This is a genomic window from Pseudomonas fungipugnans (genome assembly GCF_029955235.1).
Lineage (GTDB): Bacteria > Pseudomonadota > Gammaproteobacteria > Pseudomonadales > Pseudomonadaceae > Aquipseudomonas > Aquipseudomonas fungipugnans.
This window is the reverse complement of sequence record NZ_JARBWL010000002.1, coordinates 543,493-563,458: the sequence shown is the minus strand read 5'-3', so window position 1 is coordinate 563,458 and position 19,966 is coordinate 543,493. Positions and strand designations below refer to the sequence as shown.

Here is a 19,966-nt window from a genome sequence, read left to right as displayed (position 1 = left end):
CGATTTACCTGTTGAACCAGCCTGCGCCTTCGCGAGCAGGCTCGCTCCCACAGGGGTCATCATTCAGCCTGCGAGATGCGCTTGCGCCCACTCCCGCACCTCGGCATACGGATATTCCTCCAACGCCGCAAACCCCGAAATCGAGCGCGCCTTGAGCTTGGTGAACAACGGCACGCTGATCCCACACAGAAATCGGGTCACTCGCTCCGCCGACGGCAGGTTGCCAGTGTGTTGTTCGTGCCTGTGGATAAAATCGCCGCACAACGTTTCGAAACTTTTATCCACAAGCGCCGGTAATTCCGGCGGTGCAGGCAGCCGCGCTACGTCGCCATGACACACCGAACAATGCCCGCACTGCCGGGGTGCGTTTTCGTCGCCAAAGTACTCGGCCAGGCGATAGCCCAGGCAATGATCGGTCGCAAACAGATCGAGCATGGCGTGTATCCGCGCAATCTCGGTTTGTTCATGCCGGGTGAAATAGGCGTGCAGTTCCGCACTCAGCGCCGCACTGTCGAAGCCGGTTTGCAGCAGGCTGTAGACCTCGGTCATCTGCTTGCTTTCGAGTTCGACCCAGCCCTTTTCCTGAAAATAATCCAGCGCCTTGACCACACGATTGCGTTCGGCTGAATACTGCTCATACATCGCATCGAAATTCACTGTGGCCCAGGTCCGCGCACGGCTGGAAGTCTGGATGATTGCCGCGACGAAGTCTTTGCGTTCACCCTCAAAGCGCGCCAACAGCGCGTCAGGCTCGTGCAAATACTTGAAGCGATACTCGGCGTAATAGGCATAGCGCGGGGCGATGATGCCGCGCAACTCCAGCTGCACCAGCAAGGTCTTGAGCGGCAACTGGCGAATGTTGCTCTGGTCCGCCAACGGCCCCAGCAGGAACTCCCACTGACCTTCAGGCGCGGCGGCCTGCAATTCATCGAGTACGCAGCGGATGCCGTCCAGTTCCGGCGTGTCGCCGTAGACAAAATTTTCCAGCACGTTGAGGCTGTCGCGGTTGGCCAGCACCAGGCAATCGGACGGCTGCCCGTCACGTCCGGCGCGACCGATTTCCTGGCTGTAATTTTCGATGGATTTTGGCAGGTCGAAATGCACGACATTGCGGATATCGCTTTTGTCGATGCCCATGCCGAAGGCAATCGTGGCGACGATGCAATTGGACTGGCCCGCCATGAAGCGTTTCTGGATGCCCTCTCGTTGATCATGAGGCAAACCGGCGTGGTACGCCTCGGCCTGAATACCGTTGCGGCCCAGATGTTCAGCGATGTGTTCGGCGGTTTTCTGCAAAGTGACGTAGACGATGCTCGGCTGATCGGGGCGCTGCTTCATCCATTCCACCAGACGGCGGCGTTTATCCTGACCGCGGACCGGCTCCACGAGCAGATTGAGGTTGGCCCTATAGAAGCCCGTGGTGACCACATCCTCGGGAGCGATGGCGAATTTCGCTTCCATGTCCGCGATCACTTTGGGCGTCGCGGTGGCGGTCAACAGCAAGGCCTGGGGAATGTTGAACTGACGCTGGTAGTCCGGCAGCTTGAGGTAATCAGGGCGAAAGTTGTGGCCCCACTCCGAGATGCAGTGCGCCTCGTCCACCACCAGCAGCGAGATCGGCACTTGCTGCAGGAAATTACGGAAGCGCTCGTTCTTCAGACGCTCTACAGAGATCATCAGAATCTTCAACTCGCCGGACCTGGCCCGGGCCATTACATCACTGGCGTCATCACGACTTTGCGCCGAATCGATACTGCCCGCCGAGATGCCATGGCGTTGCAGAAACGCCAGCTGGTCCTGCATCAACGCCAACAGCGGCGAGACCACCAACGTCAGGTGCGGCAGCAACAAGGCCGGCAATTGATAACAGAGGGACTTGCCTGAACCGGTGGGGAAAATCGCCGCCGCCGAGCGCCCGGCCAGCACGGCACTGACTGCCGCCTCCTGGCCAGGTCGAAACTGTGGATAACCGAAAACCTGTTCCAGGGTGTTGTGCATAAGCTGTCACTCCGTTGACCGCTGCGATGCCCAAAGCCTAGCCGGCGATCGCAGCGAGTCGAGAAAAGGTCGGGGGTAAAAACGATACGGGATGATACCGCGACAACTCGCCGAGCCTTCGCCACAGATTGAAACAAACGAAGCACTTCGCCCTCTGACGTCATCCGCTTCCAGGCGGTAAGGTTTTGCTTGCGCGCATTTCACATCATGGCAGGACGCCTGATGGTGCGGCATTTGAACAAGGAACGAACATGCCCCGAATACCGACATTTTCAATCGTGTTGATCCTGGCAACCTTGATGCTGGGCGGCTGTGCCCTGCCTTATATGGATCCACCCATTTTCGCCACTTGCGACACCCTGGACTGCTCAGCTCAAGAGAGCTGGCGCATTTCCTGACCACTCAGGACGCGAGTGATTGCCGGGCTAAAACAGGCATCCGACGTTACTCGCTCAACAGTTGCTCCTGAGACACCCGGCTCGTACTTGCCCATGCAGCACGGGCCGGGCCTATCGTTCCGCAAATGAACTGAAACGAGAACCGTCGGCCGAACCCGGTTTACCCTTGGCATTGCCGGAGCTGGAGAAGGGCTGGATCGCCGTACCCGGTGGCGAGGCGGGCGCGGGGCAAGGCCTCGACATGCCCTACAGATTCTGGCACACGCCATTCCGAGAATCGCTGCGCTACGCCTGACAAGGCTGTAGGAAATTTCCCCAATAAGGATTTGTCATGAAAAACCTCGGATACGCGTAGGCCCGGTCCGATAAGGCAGGTAATTCCCCTACAAAACCTGTCCATCGAAGCCATATTGCAGCGCCACGCTGCACACTTCTATAGTTTGCGGCGCGGCTGAAAGTGTCTCGGCCTGCGGGGAGCCATCTCCCCATTTCGTACAGGACAAATCTCGATGACCGCCGCCCATTTGCCGACAGACCGCTACCGCCCACTCAACAGCCGCTACAGCGAAAAGCCGGTGCTGGTCATCGATACCATGGCCGACGCACACGAAATTCTCGACGCCGCCCACCAACGCATCCACGCTGCCAGCGGCCTGCTCGAAACCCTCTACTGCCTAAACTTCAGACAAGCCGACGTCAGCGACATCCCCAACCTGATCAACGCCCTGTACCTGCTGACCCAGGACGGCAACCAACTGCTGAGTATTGCCCGGCAAAAAATGCCGAAAACAACAGCAATTTGATGCCGGAACAAAGCTTAAAAAGATGAGACTGGTCACCCGACCCAACAGCTCATTTCAACGTTCACGCGTACAAGACAAAAAAAACAGGTAATCCGGGCTGCCGAATTTCTTCCCGGTGAGCGCTTCCAGGCTGCCTATTTGCTCGTTCGATAATTCATATTCATAGACCGGATCGTCTGGCTCCGTCCATGCCATCAGCGCCTTGAGCTGCTCGAAGTCCTCGGCGGGAATATCAACACGAAACGCCAGACGCTCCGATGTTTTATAAAACGCTCTGACAGAATGCTTCATTTCTGAGTACTCCTTTCCGGGTCTGCATCCGATAGTCTTTTTCCGGTTTCCGCGTTGAACTCGCCAAGATGTTTACCTTGCCTGGTGTATTGCTCAACCGTTCCGTGCATGTAGTCCCACTCATAAATTCGACCTTTCGAATCCAACCAACGCGCCCTTCTTTTCCCGCCACCTTTCACCGAGGTTTTCGATGGCACCGGATAGGTATCTGGAAACGCGAGCAGCTTTTCTGGAGCTAGACGATAGCCAAAATCCCTTGGTACCCCCAACACAACATAAAGCGGCCTAACCCCCGAATCCGCCGGAAACACCAGAATGAAATCCTGATACTCCGGCGGATAAGCCGGACTAACGATAATCTTGTCCGCCTGCTCCGTTGGCGGAAAAATCCATACCTGAGGCGCTTGCGGTGCCGCTTCCAGCGCCGGGATTCCCAACGTCTCCGCCGGGTTCTCTGCGGGCGTCCAGATCAACTCGACCCCATCGCCAAAGTCTGCCACTTGCTGCGAACCGCGCGCCTCAAATGTCACGACGGGAATCATCTCCCAATCGCGCCGGCTCTGCGTGTTGTACCCATAGCCTTTGAGTGTCCCGTCAGCCTGCGCTTCTACTCGCAGACGAACTCGTGTTCGGGCCTGCTTGAGCGACCTTAGCTGTTCATCGGTATAAAGCGCGCCATCGCCCAAGCTTGAAGGCGCAAGCAGAGCAACCAGACCCACCAACGCACCGCCAGCAACACCGGCCGTAGCCAATCCGGCGACAGTAGTTGCGCCCGAGACCGGGGCCGACGCAATCGCCGCACCACCCAATGCCAAGGAGCCGATACCCACCGGCAAAACACCACTGATCTTCTGGAGCGGCAAACGATCACCCGCATCAACCCGACGCCCTCCCAGCAAGCTCAACTCGCCATACTCACCGACGATTTCCGTCGGCACGAAGCCAGATGGACTGCTGTAGTCAATGATGGAGTCCGGCAACTTGCAGGATTTGGCAAACACACAACCCCCGAGCGTCTGACTCTTTTCCTGAAACGCCACCTCCCGACTTTTTTCGAAGGAGTTTTGCCTGCACAGCATGGTTTCATAGGCTTTTTGCCTGGCATCCCTCGCCGCCAACTCACTAGCGGTCATGTCCCGTAGCCGACGGTATCCCCCACCATCAGTGTCGTAGTGGTGCCACACTTGTGGTGTTTCCTTGCCCATTCGTATTCCCTTCGGTAACCACTCAAGCACGGCTCAAAGTCGGCGCCGGTGAAGTTACCGAGGGTTCAAAAACAGGGGTGTAGGTCTAATCTGAACCTGTTGTGCGATCCTTCTCCATCGCCTTTTATGGGTGATTACGCCGTAAAATTTGTCGCAAGATCCGACCAGCGCCACCTGATCGCCATGCCCCCAACGGACAACGCCCCATGAACCTCGCCCCCAACTTCCCCGACGACCACGCCATGCACCTGCTCATGCAGCTGTTGCACGAAGAGCTCGGGCTGCCCGAACGCAAAACCATCAGCCTGACCACCTCGATCAACTTCGACCTGAACTGCGATGGCGCCGATGCGCGGCATTTGATGGAATCGCTGGAGGAGCAGTTCGGGATAGATTTCGTGGACTACGACGCCTATCGCTACTTTCAGCCGGAAGGGTTTGATGCGCATCTGAAGCGCAGAGCGAAGGGGCGCGGGGACAAGGTGGCGTTGACGATTGGCATGCTTTACCAAGCGGTCAAGGTGCAGCGGTGGGATACGCTTGAATTGGAAGGCATTCCGCCGAGCGCATAAGTGGCAATATTCTGGCTGCTTAAAGCCTTTTCGGTTGGAATATTGGCAGTTGTGAATCCGTTAGCCTGAATTGCACACAAAAAAAAGCCGCCCCTGAAGGCGGCTTTCTCATTCCATCAAACCTTACAACTTAGGCCCGGCAGCCTTGATCGCGTCGCTCACATCAAACTTCTTGAAGTTCTCAACAAACAACCCGGCCAATGCTTTAGCCGCTTCATCGTAAGCAGCTTTGTCAGCCCAGGTATTGCGTGGGTTCAACAGGCCGGTCTCAACGCCCGGTACTGCCAATGGCACGTCCAGGTTAACGGTGTCCAGGTGCTCGGTTTCAGCACCGATCAACGCGCCGCTCTGGATCGCTGCAATCACGCCACGGGTGGTCGGGATGTTGAAGCGTTTGCCGACACCGTAGCCGCCGCCGGTCCAGCCGGTGTTGACCAGGTAGACCTTGGAGCCGAAGCCGCGGATGCGCTTGATCAGCAGCTCTGCGTATTCACCGGCCGGGCGCGGGAAGAACGGGGCGCCAAAGCAGGTGGAGAAGGTCGACTTGATGCCGCTGCCGGAACCCATTTCGGTCGAGCCCACCAGTGCGGTGTAGCCGGACAGGAAGTGGTAGGCCGCTTGTTCTTCGCTGAGGATGGACACGGGTGGCAGGACGCCGGTCAGGTCGCAGGTCAGGAAGATCACGGCGTTTGGCTCGCCGCCGAGGTTTTTCGGGGCGCGTTTTTCGATCAGTTCACGCGGGTAAGCGGCGCGGCTGTTCTGGGTCAGGCTGTCGTCGGCGTAGTCGGCCTTTTTGGCGGCATCGAGTACAACGTTTTCCAGCACGGCGCCGTGTTGAATGGCTTTCCAGATGACTGGCTCGTTCTTCTCGGAGAGGTCGATGCACTTGGCATAGCAACCACCTTCGATGTTGAACACCACGCCCACGCCCCAGCCGTGTTCGTCGTCGCCGATCAGGTAGCGGCTTTCGTCGGCGGACAGGGTGGTTTTACCAGTGCCCGACAGGCCGAAGAACAGGGTCACGTCGCCCTCTTCGCCCATGTTGGCAGCGCAGTGCATTGGCAGCACATCAGCGGCTGGCAACAGGAAGTTCTGCACGGAGAACAGGGCTTTTTTCATTTCGCCGGCGTAACGCATGCCTGCGATCAGCACTTTTTTGGCCGCGAAATTGATGATCACGGTGCCGTCGGAGTTGGTGCCGTCACGCTCAGGTACGCATTCGAACTCTGGGACGTTGAGGATCTGCCACTCGTCCTTGCCGCCGGCGTTGTACTGGCCAGCTTCAGGGTTGATGAACAGGCAACGGCCAAACAGGTTGTGCCAGGCAGTACCGGTGGTCATTTTGACCGGCAGGTAGTGCGCAGGATCGGAGCCTACATGCACGTGAGAAACAAAACGCTCGCGCTCGCCGATGAAGGCTTCAACGCGGTTCCACAGGGCGTCGAACTTGTCGGCCGGGAACTTGCGGTTGATCGGGCCCCAGGCGATGGCGGCCGACGTGGACGGTTCTTCAACGATGAAGCGATCAACTGGCGAGCGGCCGGTACGGTGACCGGTGCGAACAACCAGCGCGCCGGTATCGGCAAGCTCGCCTTCACCGCGACTCAGGGCTTCTTTAACCAGATCATCAACACTCAGATCGGTGTACACGGCATTATTTGCTTGCGTCATGAGGTTCCCCGTCGGCCAGTGGCCGAGTGCTCCAAACGTTTTGTAGTAGAAAGTCGTGCACTACTACCGCGAAAAAAGTGGGCCGGATTATGCCAGAAAAGCCCAAAAAGAGTAGGGCCCTCCCGTCGTAACGGCGTTATTCCGGCGTTGAGCAGTGAATTTACCTGCGCTGAACCGTTTTAGTGACGGGTATCTGACGGCGTATCTACACCCGCGCCAGCGAACAATTGAGTGATATCCGCCGCATCGAACAGGTAGCGATGGTTGCAAAACTGGCAATCGATCTCGATGTTGCCACCGTGTTCGACCACCAATGCTTGCGCATCTTCCAGACCGAGGCTGACCAGCGCATTGGCCGAACGCTCGCGGGAGCAGCTGCAACGGAAGCGCAGTTTCTGCGCGTCGAACAGACGCACCTGCTCTTCATGATAGAGGCGATGGAGTACGGTTTCGTTGTCCAGGCTCAGTAATTCATCAGCCGTCAGGGTGCTGGCGAGCGCGGTGACGTGCTGCCAGCTGGCGGCGCGTTCTTCTTCGTCTCGCAGGCGGTCGGCCGGCAGTTGCTGCAGCAGCAGGCCACGGGCGCGACGGCCATCGGCGTACAGCCAGAAACGCGTGCCGACCTGCTGTGACATGACGAAATAGTTGGTGAAGCAATCGGACAGGGTTTCGCCGTCGAGATCGACAATGCCCTGGTAGCGCTGGCCTTGAGTCGGGTCGATGGTCAGTGCCAGCACGCCGTTGGGCATGAGGTCGGCGAGGGTCGCGTCGGGGGCAATCTGGTCCGCTTCATAACGGGCCAGGCCACGGATTTCGCGCTCGCTGGAGCATTCGATCATCAGCAGCGGAATGGGGCCATCGGACCGGGCCTGCAGGATCAGCAAGCCGTCGAACTTCAGGGTGCCAACCAGCAGCGACGCGGCGGCCATCAGCTCACCAAGCAACTGCGCCACCGGCTCCGGGTAGGGGTGTTTGGCCAGTACTTCGGCATAGCTACGTTCCAACGCAACCAGTTCGCCACGGGTGTCGCTGTCATCAAAAATGAAGCGTTGGGTGTAGTCGGTATCCGGTAGATCGCTCATAGGTCTAGGTATCTGAATGGGGTGACAAAAAAGGTTACAGAACGTAAAAATACGCCTTTGCTGCGTACTGTTCAGCCGTTGGAGGCATTTTATGAACAATCCGGGTGTGTTCCAAGCAAGGTGGAACCTCGGTCGGCTGGTTCTGTGCAATGTGGTGCCTTTGGCACTGTTGGCATTCTGGTTATGGCCTACGGGTCAGATGTCGTGTGTGCTTTTCGACGAGTGGCTCGTTTCACCGGCTTGATGCACCGCTGGCAAGTCACCCGATATGGCTACGCATCTGGGCAATTGCAAGTCTGCGTCCGTTTGACGCCGTGGTCGGGGTGGTCCTGCTGACGCTGCTGATCAAGGGTGACACGCTGTTTGCGTATCACGCTTCGGCGTTTTTCCTGAAAGTGACGGCCTGCTGGAGAAATGGCCGGTGGCTTCGCGAATGAGTGTGGCTAAGGCTGCACGTTGATACCTTGATGCCTTCCCTGTGGCGAGGGAGCTTGCTCGCGCTCGGCTGCGCAGCAGCCGCAAAACCAGGCAACCGTGTTTTATCTGCAAGAACTCGGTCGTGGAACAGGGAGTCCTTCGGCCTCCAGCGGGAGCAAGCTCCCTCGCCACACAAGAGCACTGGCTCACTCGTCGTTGCTGCTACCGCGAAACTTGAACAGATCCCGTCGCTGTTTCTTGCTCGGCTTGCCATCGGTGCTCACGCCCAGCGAGCCGGCCTTGCGCATGGCTGCGGCGGCTTCGCGTTTAGCGATGCTGGCTTCGGTTTCGGCATACAGTGTCTGAGCTTCAGGCGCGCCACGGCGCACGATCGACAGCGCCTGAACCACCACCGTCCGTTCGTCGAACCCTGCACGAATCTGAAACTCGTCGCCTATCCTCGGTTCCTTGCCTGGTTTGCAGCGTTCACCCCGGCAATGCACCTTGCCGCTCTCGATGGCTGCCTTGGCTAAAGCACGTGTTTTGTAAAAACGCGCGGCCCACAACCATTTATCGAGACGGACCTTGTCGTCCTCTTCCTGTTTTTGTGCCACCGGAATTCCTCTTTCTGCCAATAGTCGGAACTGTACTACCGTTTCTGTCGGGCGCAAGAACTCGGCCCTCCAGATAGAATGTCATCTTCGCCGGGCGCATCGGCATGGAGTGTTCGAGTGACCAAGTTTCCAGCTTCATTGACCTCGCCCAAGGGCGGTTGCAAAGGGTGCACACAAAGCGAGCCGCTGGGCTTCGATTTTTCCTTTGCCTACCAGCCGATTGTCGATCTGCGTGACCAGTCGATTTTCGCCCACGAAGCGCTGGTGCGCGGCCTGGCCGGCGAAGGAGCGGCGTCGGTGCTCGACCAGATAACCGAAGAAAACCGCTACCGCTTCGACCAGCTATGCCGAACCCGCGCCATAGAAGGCGCGGCCAATCTGGGCATGCAGACCCACCTGTCGATCAACTTCATGCCCAACGCCGTGTACCGGCCCGAGTTGTGCATTCGCAGCACGCTGGAGGCGGCGAAAAAATACAATTTCCCGATCAACCAGCTGATTTTCGAAACACTTGAAAGCGAGCACGTAGATAACTATCGCCATTTGACCAATATTCTGCGTGAATACCGCGAATTCGGCTTCATGACCGCCATCGACGATTTCGGTGCCGGTTATTCGGGGCTCAATCTGCTGGCTGATTTCCAACCGGACCTGATCAAACTCGACATGGCGCTGATCCGCGATGTCGACCGCGATCGTGTTCGTCAGGCTATCGTCCGGGGGATTGTCACAATCTGTGCGGATCTGAACGTTACAGTCATCGCCGAAGGCATCGAAAGTGCCGGGGAACGGGATTTCCTGGCGGACTGTGGAATTTTTCTGATGCAGGGCTTCTGGTTCGCCAAGCCTGCATTCAAAGCGCTGGCCCAGGTGCCACCTGAGGCCTGGACGCGTTAATCGCCGGTTTTTACCTATTGAAGACATTTGACCATTTGACCGTTGTCGGTCTGCGCGAGTGGGTGGCGCTCCCTGAACTGGGAGTGGCGGGCCTGCGAGCAAAGATCGACACCGGTGCCAGCACCTCCAGCCTGCATGCCACCGACATCGAACCGTTCGAACGTGATGGCAAGCAGTGGGTGCGCTTTACCGCGCATCTGGGCACGGTGGTGCAACTGCGTCACCGGCGCTGCGAAGCGCCGCTCGTGACGATGAAAACCATCAAGAGTTCCAACGGTCACGCGCAGGTGCGCTACGTGATCAGCACGACATTGGCCCTGGGTGACCGGGTCTGGCGGGTCGAGTTCACCCTGGCCTGTCGCAAGTCCATGCGTTATCGCCTGTTGCTTGGTTCCAAAGCCCTGATCGACGGCCAACTGGTGGTCAATCCGGGCATTAAATACGTTCAAGACAAGCCGGTGTTCCCGGTATCTACCTCCTCCACAGGTGTTGCATGAAGATCGCTGTGCTGTCGCGGAACCCGCGTCTGTATTCCACCCGCCGCCTGGTTGAAGCCGGGACCGAGCGCGGCCATGAAATGGTGGTGATCGACACGTTGCGCGCCTACATGAACATTGCCAGCCACAAGCCGCAGATCCACTACCGCGGCAAACCGCTGGAGGGGTTTGATGCGGTGATCCCGCGGATCGGCGCTTCGGTAACGTTTTATGGCTGCGCGGTGCTGCGTCAATTCGAAATGATGGGGGTGTTCCCGCTCAACGAATCGGTGGCCATTGCCCGTTCGCGGGACAAGCTGCGTTCACTGCAACTGCTGTCGCGCCGGGGAATTGGTTTGCCAGTCACCGGATTTGCCCACTCCCCGGACGACATTCCCGACCTGATCGACATGGTCAACGGCGCACCGCTGGTGATCAAGGTGCTGGAAGGCACTCAGGGTATCGGCGTGGTGCTGTGTGAGACGGCGACAGCGGCTGAATCGGTGATCGAGGCCTTCATGGGCCTGAAGCAGAACATCATGGTTCAGGAGTACATCAAGGAGGCCGGCGGTGCCGACATTCGTTGCTTCGTGGTGGGTGACAAGGTGATCGCGGCGATGAAGCGCCAGGCCAAGCCTGGGGAATTTCGCTCCAACCTGCATCGCGGTGGCAGTGCGAGCCTGATCAAGATCACCCCGGAAGAGCGCATGACTGCACTGCGTGCGGCGAAGGTGATGGGGTTGGCGGTGGCAGGTGTGGATATCCTGCGCTCCAATCATGGGCCGCTGGTGATGGAAGTGAACTCGTCGCCGGGTCTGGAAGGGATCGAAACCACCACCGGGAAGAACGTGGCGGGGATCATCATCGAGCATCTTGAGAAGAATGGTGGGCCGAACATGACCCGGACCAAAGGCAAAGGCTAAAACCGACTCGGTCCCCTGTGGCGAGGGAGCTTGCTCCCGCTCGGCTGCGCAGCAGTCGTAAAACCGGGCAACCGTGCTCTAGCTGAAAGAACGCGGTTGCCGAAATCGGGAGTCCTGTGGCCTCCAGCGGGAGCAAGTTCCCTCGCCACAAGGGTTGTCTGCGGCGCTTAAACCGCATCCCGCGGCAGCATTAGCCCCAACGGCAACCGCACCCGCGCCTCCAGTCCACCACCGGAGCGGTTACGCAACTCGACATTGCCGCCGTGCATCGAAGCGATCCGCTTCACAATCGCCAGACCCAACCCGGTCCCCTTCCCGCCCCGAGCCCGATCGCCACGGGTAAACGGGTTGAAGATCGCTTCAAGCTCCGACGGATCAATCCCCGCCCCACGGTCCATCACACTCAGCACCACATACGGCGCACTGGTATCGCCGGACACATAAGCCGCCACCTCAACGCCGCTGCCGGCGTGATGCAGGGCGTTGCCAATCAGGTTGTTCAGCAGGCGTTTCATCGACACCCGACGCAACGGGAACGGCTGGATCGGTTCCAGACGCAGGCGCACTTTCTCTTCGTTCTGGTTGTAGGGCGCAGCGACCTCTCGCACCAGATCGGTCAGGTCTACCTCTTCCACCGACTCGTCACGACCATCGCGAATGAACGCCAGGAACTGGTCGAGAATCGCGTCCATGTCTTCGATGTCGCGCACCATGTCATCGCTCAGGTCGCTGTGATCGCCCATCAGCTCCAGCGACAGTCGCAAGCGGGTCAGCGGCGTACGCAGATCATGGGACACCCCGGCCAGCATCAGCTCGCGCTCACGACCGGCCTGTTCGACGTCTTCAGCCATCTGGTTGAAGGCGCGATAAACCTCGGCCATCTCGCTGGGCGTATCGCTGATCGGCAGGCGTACGCTGCGGCCCTGACCCAGTTGCCTTGCGGCGTACACCAGGCGTTTCAGCGGCTGATTGAGCTGGCTGACAAAAATCCACGCCGAGGCAGTGGACAGCAAGCCGATGGCGAGGAACCAGCCAAGTACGTTCCAGATTTTCTGGCCACGCAACGGATGCGGGTACAGCGGCACTTTCAGCCAGCCATCGCCCAGGCTGGGCGCACGGACCCACAGCGCCGGCGGCGAGTGCATGCGTAACCTGACCTCGGTATCGGCACCCAGCTCTGCCTGCATCTGCCGCTGATAGATCTCGCTGTACGGCCAGTGCTGTTCGCCTTCCGGCACACCAGCGCCCACCACCCGGATCAGGGTCGCGGCATCAGCGATTTTTGCTCGGTTTTCTTCGTCGGCGGCCCAATAGGCGCGCAGTGTCAGGGCGACACCGTGGCTGTATTGGCGATCCACCAGCACGTCTTCGTTCATCAGCAGATAAACCAGGGTCAGTGCTTTGGAGAACAGGACGACGATCAGCACCAGCCAAAGGGTGCGGGAGAAGAAACTCTGGGGGAACCAAACGGGGGTTTTCATGGATAACCGCTACACACTTGCAGGAGCGAGGGATGCTCGCACATTGCGGATCGCGAGTCTGCGGGCAAGGCCATTTGACCGTTACCCGCTGGACCCGCTCCTACAAATCACCGATCACTTGGTGGCGGCGCCATCCGGAACGAACACGTAACCCACGCCCCAGACGGTCTGGATGTAGCGTGGTTTGGATGGATCGGGCTCGATCATCCGGCGCAGACGGGAGATCTGCACGTCGATGGAACGCTCCAGCGCATCCCACTCCCGGCCACGGGCCAGGTTCATCAGCTTGTCGCGAGTCAGTGGCTGACGGGCGTTCATGACCAGAGCCTTGAGTACCGCAAACTCACCAGTGGTGAGCATGTGCACTTCGTCGCCGCGCTTGAGCTCGCGGGTGGCCAGGGACAGCTCGTAGTCACCGAAGGTCACGCTTTCGTCTTCGCTGCCCGGTGCGCCAGGCACAGGGGCGGCTTGACGACGCAGGACAGCCTTGACGCGGGCCATCAGCTCGTCCGGGTTGAACGGCTTGGCCAGGTAATCGTCGGCGCCCAGCTCCAGGCCCTTGATGCGGCTCAGCTCGTCGCCCTTGGCGGTCAGCATGATGATCGGGATCTGATTGTTCGCGCCACGCAGGCGGCGGCAGGCGGTCAGGCCGTCTTCGCCGGGCAGCATCAGGTCGAGGACGACCAGGTTGAACACTTCGCGGGCCAGCAAGCGGTCCATCTGTTCTGTGTTCGGTACGGCGCGGGCACGGTAGCCCTTGCTGACGAAAAAGCGTTCCAGCAGGCTGCTCAGCCCGGGATCGTCGTCAACAATAAGAATTTTTTCGCCTTCAGCATTGTTTGCAGTGCTGCTCATTGGATGCTCCTTTTAGCTCGGCGCGCATTATGGCGTAGCTGCCGTTATACGCACCGTGTGCATTGTTAGCAGATTTTTCCTTCAGTACCAGAAAACTGCTCTTTCTGCCTACAAGCCACGATGCCCCCGAATGACAGAACGCTGGTTATAATGCGCGGCGTTTTGTGTCAGGCAACGTCTGATCGTTACTGCAGCTGGCCGCTTTTTATTTTCATGGCCTGCGCAGTAATTGTTCGATTTCAAGGGTCAACGGGGTGCCTGTCGACCCAGGCAGCGGCGCACGCCAGGCCGCTCAACCAGACTCGCCGGGCCTTTATCCCTGCGCCCGCGGGCCTGCTTTCACAATTTGTCAGGTGGTTTTATGGACAGCATCAACAGCCGCATCGCCGCAGAACTCGGCGTCCGCCCGGAACAGGTCGAAGCGGCCGTCGCGCTACTCGATGAGGGCTCTACCGTTCCCTTCATCGCCCGCTACCGGAAAGAAGTGACCGGCAGCCTCGATGACATCCAGTTGCGTCATCTGGAAGAACGTCTGCGCTACCTGCGAGAACTCGACGAACGGCGCATCAGCATCCTCGCCAGCATCCAGGAACAGGGCAAATTGACCCCTCAACTGGAGCGCGACATCAAGCTCGCCGACACCAAGACCCGCCTCGAAGACTTGTACCTGCCGTACAAGCAGAAGCGCCGCACCAAGGGCCAGATCGCCCTCGAAGCCGGCCTCGGCGACCTGGCCGATGGCCTGTTCAACGACCCGACGCTGTCGCCGGATGCTGAAGCCGCACGCTTCATCGACGCCGAAAAAGGCGTGGCCGATGTGAAAGCCGCCCTCGAAGGCGCCAAATACATCCTCATGGAGCGCTTCGCCGAAGACGCCGGCCTGCTGGACAAACTGCGCAGCTACCTCAAGCAGGAAGCCACTCTCAGTGCCCGCGTGATCGCCGGCAAGGAAGAGGAAGGCGCCAAGTTCCGCGACTATTTCGAACACGATGAACCGCTGAAAAGCATGCCGTCGCACCGTGCGCTGGCGATTTTCCGTGGCCGCAACGAAGGCATTCTCAGCTCAGCGCTGAAAGTCGGCGACGAGCTGCCGGGCACCATGCACCCGTGCGAAGGCATGATCGGCCAGCAGTTCGGCATCCAGAACCAGAACCGCGCCGCCGACAAATGGCTGGGCGAAGTGGTGCGCTGGACCTGGAAGGTCAAGCTCTACACCCACCTGGAAACCGACCTGCTGGGCGAGTTGCGCGACGGCGCCGAGACCGAGGCGATCAACGTGTTCGCTCACAACCTGCACGATTTGCTGCTGTCGGCCCCGGCCGGCCCGCGTGCCACCCTGGGCCTCGACCCGGGCCTGCGCACCGGCTGCAAGGTCGCCGTGGTCGACTCCACCGGCAAGCTGCTGGATCACGCCACGGTTTACCCGCACGTGCCGCACAACAAGTGGGACCAGACCCTCGCCGTGCTCGCCGCCCTGTGCGCCAAGCATGCGGTGGACCTGATCGCCATCGGCAACGGCACCGCCAGCCGTGAGACCGACAAACTGGCCGCCGAGCTGATCAAAAAATACCCGGCGATGAAGATGACCAAAGTCATGGTCTCCGAAGCCGGTGCATCGGTTTACTCGGCATCCGAACTGGCTTCCAAGGAATTCCCGGACCTGGACGTGTCGATCCGTGGTGCCGTGTCCATCGCTCGCCGTCTGCAAGACCCGCTGGCAGAACTGGTGAAGATCGATCCGAAATCCATCGGTGTCGGCCAGTACCAGCACGACGTGTCGCAGCTGAAACTGGCGCGTGGCCTGGATGCGGTGGTCGAGGACTGTGTGAACGCCGTGGGCGTGGACGTGAACACCGCTTCCGTGGCGTTGCTGGCACGTATTTCCGGCCTCAACGCGACCCTGGCACAGAACATCGTCAGCCACCGCGACGAACACGGCGCGTTCAAGACCCGCGCCGCGCTGAAGAAAGTCGCACGTCTGGGCGAAAAAACCTTCGAACAGGCCGCCGGTTTCCTGCGTGTCATGAATGGTGACAATCCACTGGATTCGTCCGCCGTTCACCCCGAAGCCTATCCGCTGGTGCAGCGCATCGCCGCTGAAACCGACCGCGATATCCGTTCGTTGATCGGCGACGCGAGCTTCCTCAAGCGTCTGGACCCGAAGAAGTACACCGACGAAACATTCGGCCTGCCAACGGTCACCGACATCCTGCAAGAGCTGGAAAAACCGGGCCGCGACCCACGTCCGGAGTTCAAGACCGCCGAGTTCCAGGAAGGCGTCGAAGACCTCAAGGACCTGCAACTGGGCATGATCCTCGAAGGCGTGGTGACCAACGTGACCAACTTTGGCGCGTTTGTTGATATCGGCGTACATCAGGACGGTTTGGTGCACATCTCCGCACTTTCGGAGAAGTTCATCAAGGACCCGCGTGAAGCGGTGAAGGCCGGTGACGTGGTGAAAGTGAAGGTCATGGAAGTCGATATCCCGCGTAAACGCGTGGGTCTGTCGATGCGCATGAGTGATACACCGGGCGAGAAAATCGACGGTGCCCGTGGTGCACGTCCGGGTTCGGCGCCGCGCCAGTCGCAGAACAGCGCACCGCGCAAGGAAACCACGGCGGCGGCTCCGGCCAACAACGCCATGGCTTCGCTGTTCGCCAACGCCAAGCAGTTGAAGAAACGCTGATGAACGTCCCTGCCGGGCTGATCGAAAGCGCTTTTTTCAAGCTGCTGGGGTGTCGCTTGCACAGCCTGGAAACCGGGGTGGCGCAAGTCGCCCTGGCGCTTGAGCCAGAACTGCGCAATCGCGGCGGCAAGCTGCACGGCGGGGCGTTGTTCAGTCTGGTGGACATTGCCATGGGGCTGGCCTGTTCCAGCACCCATGGCTTCGACCAGCAGAGCGCGACCATCGAATGCAAGATCAACTACATCCGGGCTGTTGCAGACGGTGAAGTGATGTGCACGGCGCGGGTAATCCACCCGGGCCGCCGCACCTTGGTGGTCGAAGCGGATGTGATGCAGGGCGACAAACTGGTCGCAAAAGCACAAGGCACGTTCGCTGTCCTGTAGCTACCGGTCATCAATTTGAGTTAATTTCGGCGCTGCGTCTGCGGCGTCGAACTTTCTCGCGTCCGCGATTGCCAGATTCAGGGAGTGAAGTTGGCATTTAGATATGAGTCTGTGCGGCTGATGCCATGTGGTTTAGAGGCTGAGCAACACAATCCCTGTGGGAGCGAACCTGCTCGCGAAGGCAGTGTGTCAGGCGACTTCAATGTTTGCTGACACTCCCTCTTCGCGAGCAGGCTCGCTCCCACAGAGGTTGCGCCGCTCATCCCCTGCCGATTGCCAGCCGGGCTGTACAGGTCCAGAACCAGGCGACAACGCCAGTTTCAACTTCACCCTTGTAGACCGTCCTGCCCACCCCCATATTGGGGCGACTGACGCGTGAAGGAATCCAACTTGAGCGAACTTCTCAACCGCCGCCTGGCTCTGCTCGGCGAGCGCGCTAACCTCTCTCTGCTCGAACAGTGCCTTCACGGCATCGAACGTGAATGCCTGCGCGTGACCGGCGAAGGTCGCCTGGCGCAAACGCCGCACCCGGAAGAATTGGGTTCCGCGCTGACCAACGAACAAATCACCACCGACTACTCCGAGTCGCTGCTGGAGTTCATCACGCCCGCCCTGCCCGACCCGGCAGACACCCTGGCGAGCCTGGACAGCATTCACCGCTTCGCCTACAGCAAGCTCGGCAACGAGTTCCTGTGGAGTCCGTCGATGCCGTGCCCGTTGCCGGCCGAGGAAGATATCCCGATCGCCTACTACGGCACCTCCAACATCGGTCAGCTCAAGTATGTCTATCGCAAGGGCCTGGCCCTGCGTTATGGCAAGACCATGCAGTGCATTGCCGGGATTCACTACAACTTTTCCCTGCCGGAAAAGCTCTGGCCGCTGCTCAAGGAGGCTGAAGGTTTTGTCGGCACCGACCGCGACTATCAGTCGTCGGCCTATATCGCGCTGATCCGTAATTTCCGTCGCTACAGCTGGCTGTTGATGTACCTGTTCGGTGCCTCGCCGGCCCTGGACGCCGGCTTCCTGCGCGGTCGTTCACACCAGCTGGAACAGCTGGACCCGGACACCCTTTACCTGCCTTATGCCACCAGCCTGCGCATGAGCGATCTGGGTTACCAGAGCAACGCCCAGGCCGGCCTGACGCCGTGCTACAACGATCTGGCGAGCTACACCGACAGCCTGCGCAAAGCCGTGGCCACGCCCTACGCGCCGTACGTTGAAGTCGGCACGCACAAGGACGGTGAGTGGGTTCAGCTCAACACCAACATCCTGCAGATCGAAAACGAGTACTACTCCAATATCCGTCCAAAACGTGTGACCTACACCGGTGAACGGCCGATCCAGGCGCTGGTCGCCCGTGGCATTCAATACGTGGAAGTACGCTGCCTGGACATCAATCCGTTCCTGCCGATGGGCATCGACCTCACCGAGTCGCGCTTCCTTGACGCCTTCCTGCTGTACTGCGCGCTCAACGACAGCCCGCTGTTGACCAACGGATCGTGCGGCAACGCCACCTCGAACTTCCTCAGTGTGGTCAAGGAAGGTCGCCGTCCGGGCCTGCAATTGCAGCGCGACGGGCAACCGGTCGACCTGAAGGAATGGGCCAGCGAACTGCTGGAGAAGATTGCCCCGCTGGCGGCGTTACTGGACCAGAGCCAGGGCAGCGATGCCCACAGCAAGGCGCTGGACGTGCAATTGGAGAAGGTCAAGGATTCGTCTCGCACACCGTCGGCCCAGGTGTTGGCGGCGATGGCCGAACACAAGGAAAGCTTTGCCCAGTTTTCCCTGCGTCAGAGCCGTGCCCATGCCGAATTCTTCCGCAGCGAGCCGCTTTCAAGCGAGCAACAGGCAAAGTTTGAAGAGCTGGCGCGTTCGTCGCTGGCTCAGCAGGCTGAGCTGGAGCAGAACGAGGTTGGCGATTTCGACGTGTTTGTCGGGTCGTATCAGGCGAGTATTCTGGCGATCAGTAACTGACCTGCGAAGGTCCTTCGGACCTATTCGCGAGCAGGCTCGCTCCCACAGTGGATATTCAGTGTGACCACGATTGTGTAAGCACTGCTGAACCCTGTGGGAGCGAGCCTGCTCGCGAATGCCGCACGGCGGTCTGCTTTAGAATTTTCCGCTCATAAGCTCATTCGAAAAAGTTATTTATTTTCGGATTCTTAGATCATTTAGTCTCCTCACAAGCCGACCCTCGGCCGCCTATGAGGAGCTTCCCCGATGAAACTGCACTTCCCCCTTCGCCTCCTGGCGGCCGCATCATTGGCTGCGGCGAGTTTCTTTGCACAGGCCGCCGACTTCACCGTCGCCTACCAGACCACCGTAGACCCGGCCAAAGTCGCCCAGGCCGACGGCGCTTACGAAAAAGCCACCAACGCCAAGATCGACTGGCGCAAGTTCGACAACGGTGCTGACATCATTGCCGCCATCGCCTCCGGTGACGTGCAGATCGGCTACCTCGGTTCCAGCCCCCTGACCGCCGCCATCACCCGCAAGGTCCCGGTCGAAACGTTCCTCATCGCGACCCAGATCGGCGCCGCCGAAGCGCTGGTCGCTCGCGATGGCTCCGGGATCAAGACCCCGCAAGACCTGATCGGCAAGAAAATCGCCGTGCCGTTCGTGTCCACCGGGCATTACAGCCTGCTGGCCGCGCTCAAGCACTGGAACATCGACCCCTCGAAAGTCACCGTCCTCAACCTTGCTCCGCCGGCGATCATCGCGGCGTGGAAACGCGGTGACATCGACGCCACTTATGTCTGGGATCCAGCTTTGGGCGTGGCCAAGGAAAACGGCAAGGTGCTGATCACCTCCGGCGAACTGGCCAAGTTCGGGGCGCCGACCTTCGATGCCTGGATCGTGCGTAAAGACTTTGCCGAGAAACACCCGGAAATCGTCACCGCATTCGCCAAGGTCACCCTCGACGCCTACGCCGATTACCGCAAAGACCCGAAAGCCTGGCTCGCCAATCAAAGCAACATCGACAAGCTGGTGAAACTGTCCGGCGCCAAGGCCGCTGATATTCCATTGCTGCTGCAAGGCAACGTCTACCCACTGGCGGCTGATCAGGTGATCACCCTCGGCGCAGCGACCACCAAAGCCATCACCGATACCGCCGCGTTCCTCAAGGAACAAGGCAAAGTCGAGGCTGTGCTGCCGGACTACGCCCCGTACGTCAGCGCCAAGTTCATCACCAACTGATCGGGAGTTAACTGCG

The 19,966-nt window shown here is 59.5% G+C and carries 17 protein-coding genes and 2 pseudogenes; 11 read left to right on the top strand and 8 right to left on the bottom strand.

The window, feature by feature from the left end:
- Nucleotides 1–63: 63 nt before the first annotated feature.
- On the bottom strand, nt 64–1,998 hold the full coding sequence (locus tag POF45_RS17490; RefSeq protein ID WP_282316247.1) for a RecQ family ATP-dependent DNA helicase: 1,935 nt from the start codon (nt 1,996–1,998) through the stop codon (nt 64–66).
- Between the two features lie 510 nt (nt 1,999–2,508).
- On the opposite strand from POF45_RS17490, the pseudogene POF45_RS17485 reads away from it, so the two are divergent.
- Both POF45_RS17485 and POF45_RS17480 read left to right on the top strand, forming a co-directional pair.
- A pseudogene (locus POF45_RS17485) lies at nt 2,509–2,634 on the top strand (serine protease); the annotation flags it as partial.
- 271 nt (nt 2,635–2,905) lie between these two features.
- Nucleotides 2,906–3,199 (top strand): hypothetical protein, encoded by a 294-nt coding sequence (locus tag POF45_RS17480; protein ID WP_259498272.1) that lies wholly within the window; start codon nt 2,906–2,908, stop codon nt 3,197–3,199.
- A gap of 54 nt (nt 3,200–3,253) precedes the next feature.
- On the opposite strand, the gene POF45_RS17475 is transcribed toward POF45_RS17480, so the two are convergent.
- Together POF45_RS17475 and POF45_RS17470 are read right to left on the bottom strand one after the other, a co-directional pair.
- Nucleotides 3,254–3,490 carry a DUF7683 domain-containing protein gene (locus POF45_RS17475; RefSeq protein ID WP_259498270.1) on the bottom strand — a complete coding sequence of 79 codons (237 nt, stop codon included), beginning with the start codon at nt 3,488–3,490 and terminating at the stop codon, nt 3,254–3,256.
- Complete coding sequence (locus tag POF45_RS17470) at nt 3,487–4,695, bottom strand: S-type pyocin domain-containing protein (RefSeq protein ID WP_282316246.1); 1,209 nt, start codon at nt 4,693–4,695, stop codon at nt 3,487–3,489. The genes POF45_RS17475 and POF45_RS17470 overlap by 4 nt, the downstream gene beginning before the upstream one ends.
- A gap of 206 nt (nt 4,696–4,901) precedes the next feature.
- Here POF45_RS17470 and POF45_RS17465 point away from each other — a divergent pair, with 206 nt between their 5' ends.
- Complete coding sequence (locus POF45_RS17465) at nt 4,902–5,267, top strand: DUF1493 family protein (RefSeq protein ID WP_282316245.1); 366 nt, start codon at nt 4,902–4,904, stop codon at nt 5,265–5,267.
- Between the two features lie 123 nt (nt 5,268–5,390).
- Here POF45_RS17465 and POF45_RS17460 read toward each other — a convergent pair whose 3' ends face one another.
- Nucleotides 5,391–6,938 carry a phosphoenolpyruvate carboxykinase gene (locus POF45_RS17460; RefSeq protein WP_259498264.1) on the bottom strand — a complete coding sequence of 516 codons (1,548 nt, stop codon included), beginning with the start codon at nt 6,936–6,938 and terminating at the stop codon, nt 5,391–5,393.
- Nucleotides 6,939–7,117: 179 nt separating this feature from the next.
- The gene (hslO, locus tag POF45_RS17455; RefSeq protein WP_259498262.1) at nt 7,118–8,020 is read right to left on the bottom strand and encodes an Hsp33 family molecular chaperone HslO; all 903 of its coding nucleotides are present in this window, start codon (nt 8,018–8,020) and stop codon (nt 7,118–7,120) included.
- Nucleotides 8,021–8,111: 91 nt separating this feature from the next.
- Here hslO and POF45_RS17450 point away from each other — a divergent pair.
- A pseudogene (locus POF45_RS17450) lies at nt 8,112–8,385 on the top strand (phosphatase PAP2 family protein); the annotation flags it as partial.
- A 258-nt stretch (nt 8,386–8,643) separates the two neighbouring features.
- On the opposite strand, the gene POF45_RS17445 reads toward POF45_RS17450, so the two are convergent.
- Entirely contained in the window at nt 8,644–9,051 is a 408-nt protein-coding gene (locus tag POF45_RS17445; protein ID WP_259503076.1) for an RNA-binding S4 domain-containing protein, read from the bottom strand.
- Between the two features lie 117 nt (nt 9,052–9,168).
- Between POF45_RS17445 and rimA the strand changes: the two genes are divergently transcribed.
- From rimA to rimK, 3 genes are read left to right on the top strand one after another with little or no spacing between them, the layout of a single operon-like run.
- Complete coding sequence (gene rimA, locus POF45_RS17440) at nt 9,169–9,948, top strand: S6 modification regulatory phosphodiesterase RimA (RefSeq protein ID WP_259498260.1); 780 nt, start codon at nt 9,169–9,171, stop codon at nt 9,946–9,948.
- A gap of 17 nt (nt 9,949–9,965) precedes the next feature.
- Entirely contained in the window at nt 9,966–10,445 is a 480-nt protein-coding gene (gene rimB / locus POF45_RS17435; RefSeq protein ID WP_489739883.1) for a retropepsin-like aspartic endopeptidase RimB, read from the top strand.
- Nucleotides 10,442–11,347, top strand: coding sequence for a 30S ribosomal protein S6--L-glutamate ligase (gene rimK, locus POF45_RS17430; RefSeq protein ID WP_007949201.1), 906 nt, complete (start codon nt 10,442–10,444; stop codon nt 11,345–11,347). Before rimB ends, rimK begins: the two co-directional genes overlap by 4 nt.
- A gap of 167 nt (nt 11,348–11,514) precedes the next feature.
- On the opposite strand, the gene POF45_RS17425 is transcribed toward rimK, so the two are convergent.
- Complete coding sequence (locus POF45_RS17425) at nt 11,515–12,828, bottom strand: ATP-binding protein (RefSeq protein WP_259498249.1); 1,314 nt, start codon at nt 12,826–12,828, stop codon at nt 11,515–11,517.
- 114 nt (nt 12,829–12,942) lie between these two features.
- On the bottom strand, nt 12,943–13,683 hold the full coding sequence (ompR, locus tag POF45_RS17420; RefSeq protein WP_054047784.1) for an osmolarity response regulator transcription factor OmpR: 741 nt from the start codon (nt 13,681–13,683) through the stop codon (nt 12,943–12,945).
- Between the two features lie 361 nt (nt 13,684–14,044).
- Between ompR and POF45_RS17415 the strand changes: the two genes are divergently transcribed.
- From POF45_RS17415 to tauA, 4 genes are all read left to right on the top strand, one after another.
- Nucleotides 14,045–16,369, top strand: coding sequence for a Tex family protein (locus POF45_RS17415; protein WP_259498244.1), 2,325 nt, complete (start codon nt 14,045–14,047; stop codon nt 16,367–16,369).
- The gene (locus POF45_RS17410; RefSeq protein WP_259498242.1) at nt 16,369–16,752 is read left to right on the top strand and encodes a PaaI family thioesterase; all 384 of its coding nucleotides are present in this window, start codon (nt 16,369–16,371) and stop codon (nt 16,750–16,752) included. Before POF45_RS17415 ends, POF45_RS17410 begins: the two co-directional genes overlap by 1 nt.
- Nucleotides 16,753–17,142: 390 nt before the next feature.
- Entirely contained in the window at nt 17,143–18,726 is a 1,584-nt protein-coding gene (gshA, locus tag POF45_RS17405; RefSeq protein ID WP_282316244.1) for a glutamate--cysteine ligase, read from the top strand.
- 246 nt (nt 18,727–18,972) lie between these two features.
- Nucleotides 18,973–19,950, top strand: coding sequence for a taurine ABC transporter substrate-binding protein (tauA, locus tag POF45_RS17400; RefSeq protein ID WP_282316243.1), 978 nt, complete (start codon nt 18,973–18,975; stop codon nt 19,948–19,950).
- Nucleotides 19,951–19,966: the final 16 nt, after the last annotated feature.

Bases quoted from the DNA above. Each gene is read 5' to 3' on its own strand.
- rimK (WP_007949201.1), top strand. From the start codon at position 10,442: ATGAAGATCGCTGTGCTGTCGCGGAACCCGCGTCTGTATTCCACCCGC.
- POF45_RS17465 (WP_282316245.1), top strand. From the start codon at position 4,902: ATGAACCTCGCCCCCAACTTCCCCGACGACCACGCCATGCACCTGCTC.
- POF45_RS17490 (WP_282316247.1), bottom strand. From the start codon at position 1,998: ATGCACAACACCCTGGAACAGGTTTTCGGTTATCCACAGTTTCGACCT.
- POF45_RS17415 (WP_259498244.1), top strand. From the start codon at position 14,045: ATGGACAGCATCAACAGCCGCATCGCCGCAGAACTCGGCGTCCGCCCG.
- tauA (WP_282316243.1), top strand. From the start codon at position 18,973: ATGAAACTGCACTTCCCCCTTCGCCTCCTGGCGGCCGCATCATTGGCT.
- ompR (WP_054047784.1), bottom strand. From the start codon at position 13,683: ATGAGCAGCACTGCAAACAATGCTGAAGGCGAAAAAATTCTTATTGTT.
- POF45_RS17410 (WP_259498242.1), top strand. From the start codon at position 16,369: ATGAACGTCCCTGCCGGGCTGATCGAAAGCGCTTTTTTCAAGCTGCTG.
- POF45_RS17480 (WP_259498272.1), top strand. From the start codon at position 2,906: ATGACCGCCGCCCATTTGCCGACAGACCGCTACCGCCCACTCAACAGC.
- hslO (WP_259498262.1), bottom strand. From the start codon at position 8,020: ATGAGCGATCTACCGGATACCGACTACACCCAACGCTTCATTTTTGAT.
- POF45_RS17460 (WP_259498264.1), bottom strand. From the start codon at position 6,938: ATGACGCAAGCAAATAATGCCGTGTACACCGATCTGAGTGTTGATGAT.
- POF45_RS17475 (WP_259498270.1), bottom strand. From the start codon at position 3,490: ATGAAGCATTCTGTCAGAGCGTTTTATAAAACATCGGAGCGTCTGGCG.
- POF45_RS17425 (WP_259498249.1), bottom strand. From the start codon at position 12,828: ATGAAAACCCCCGTTTGGTTCCCCCAGAGTTTCTTCTCCCGCACCCTT.
- POF45_RS17470 (WP_282316246.1), bottom strand. From the start codon at position 4,695: ATGGGCAAGGAAACACCACAAGTGTGGCACCACTACGACACTGATGGT.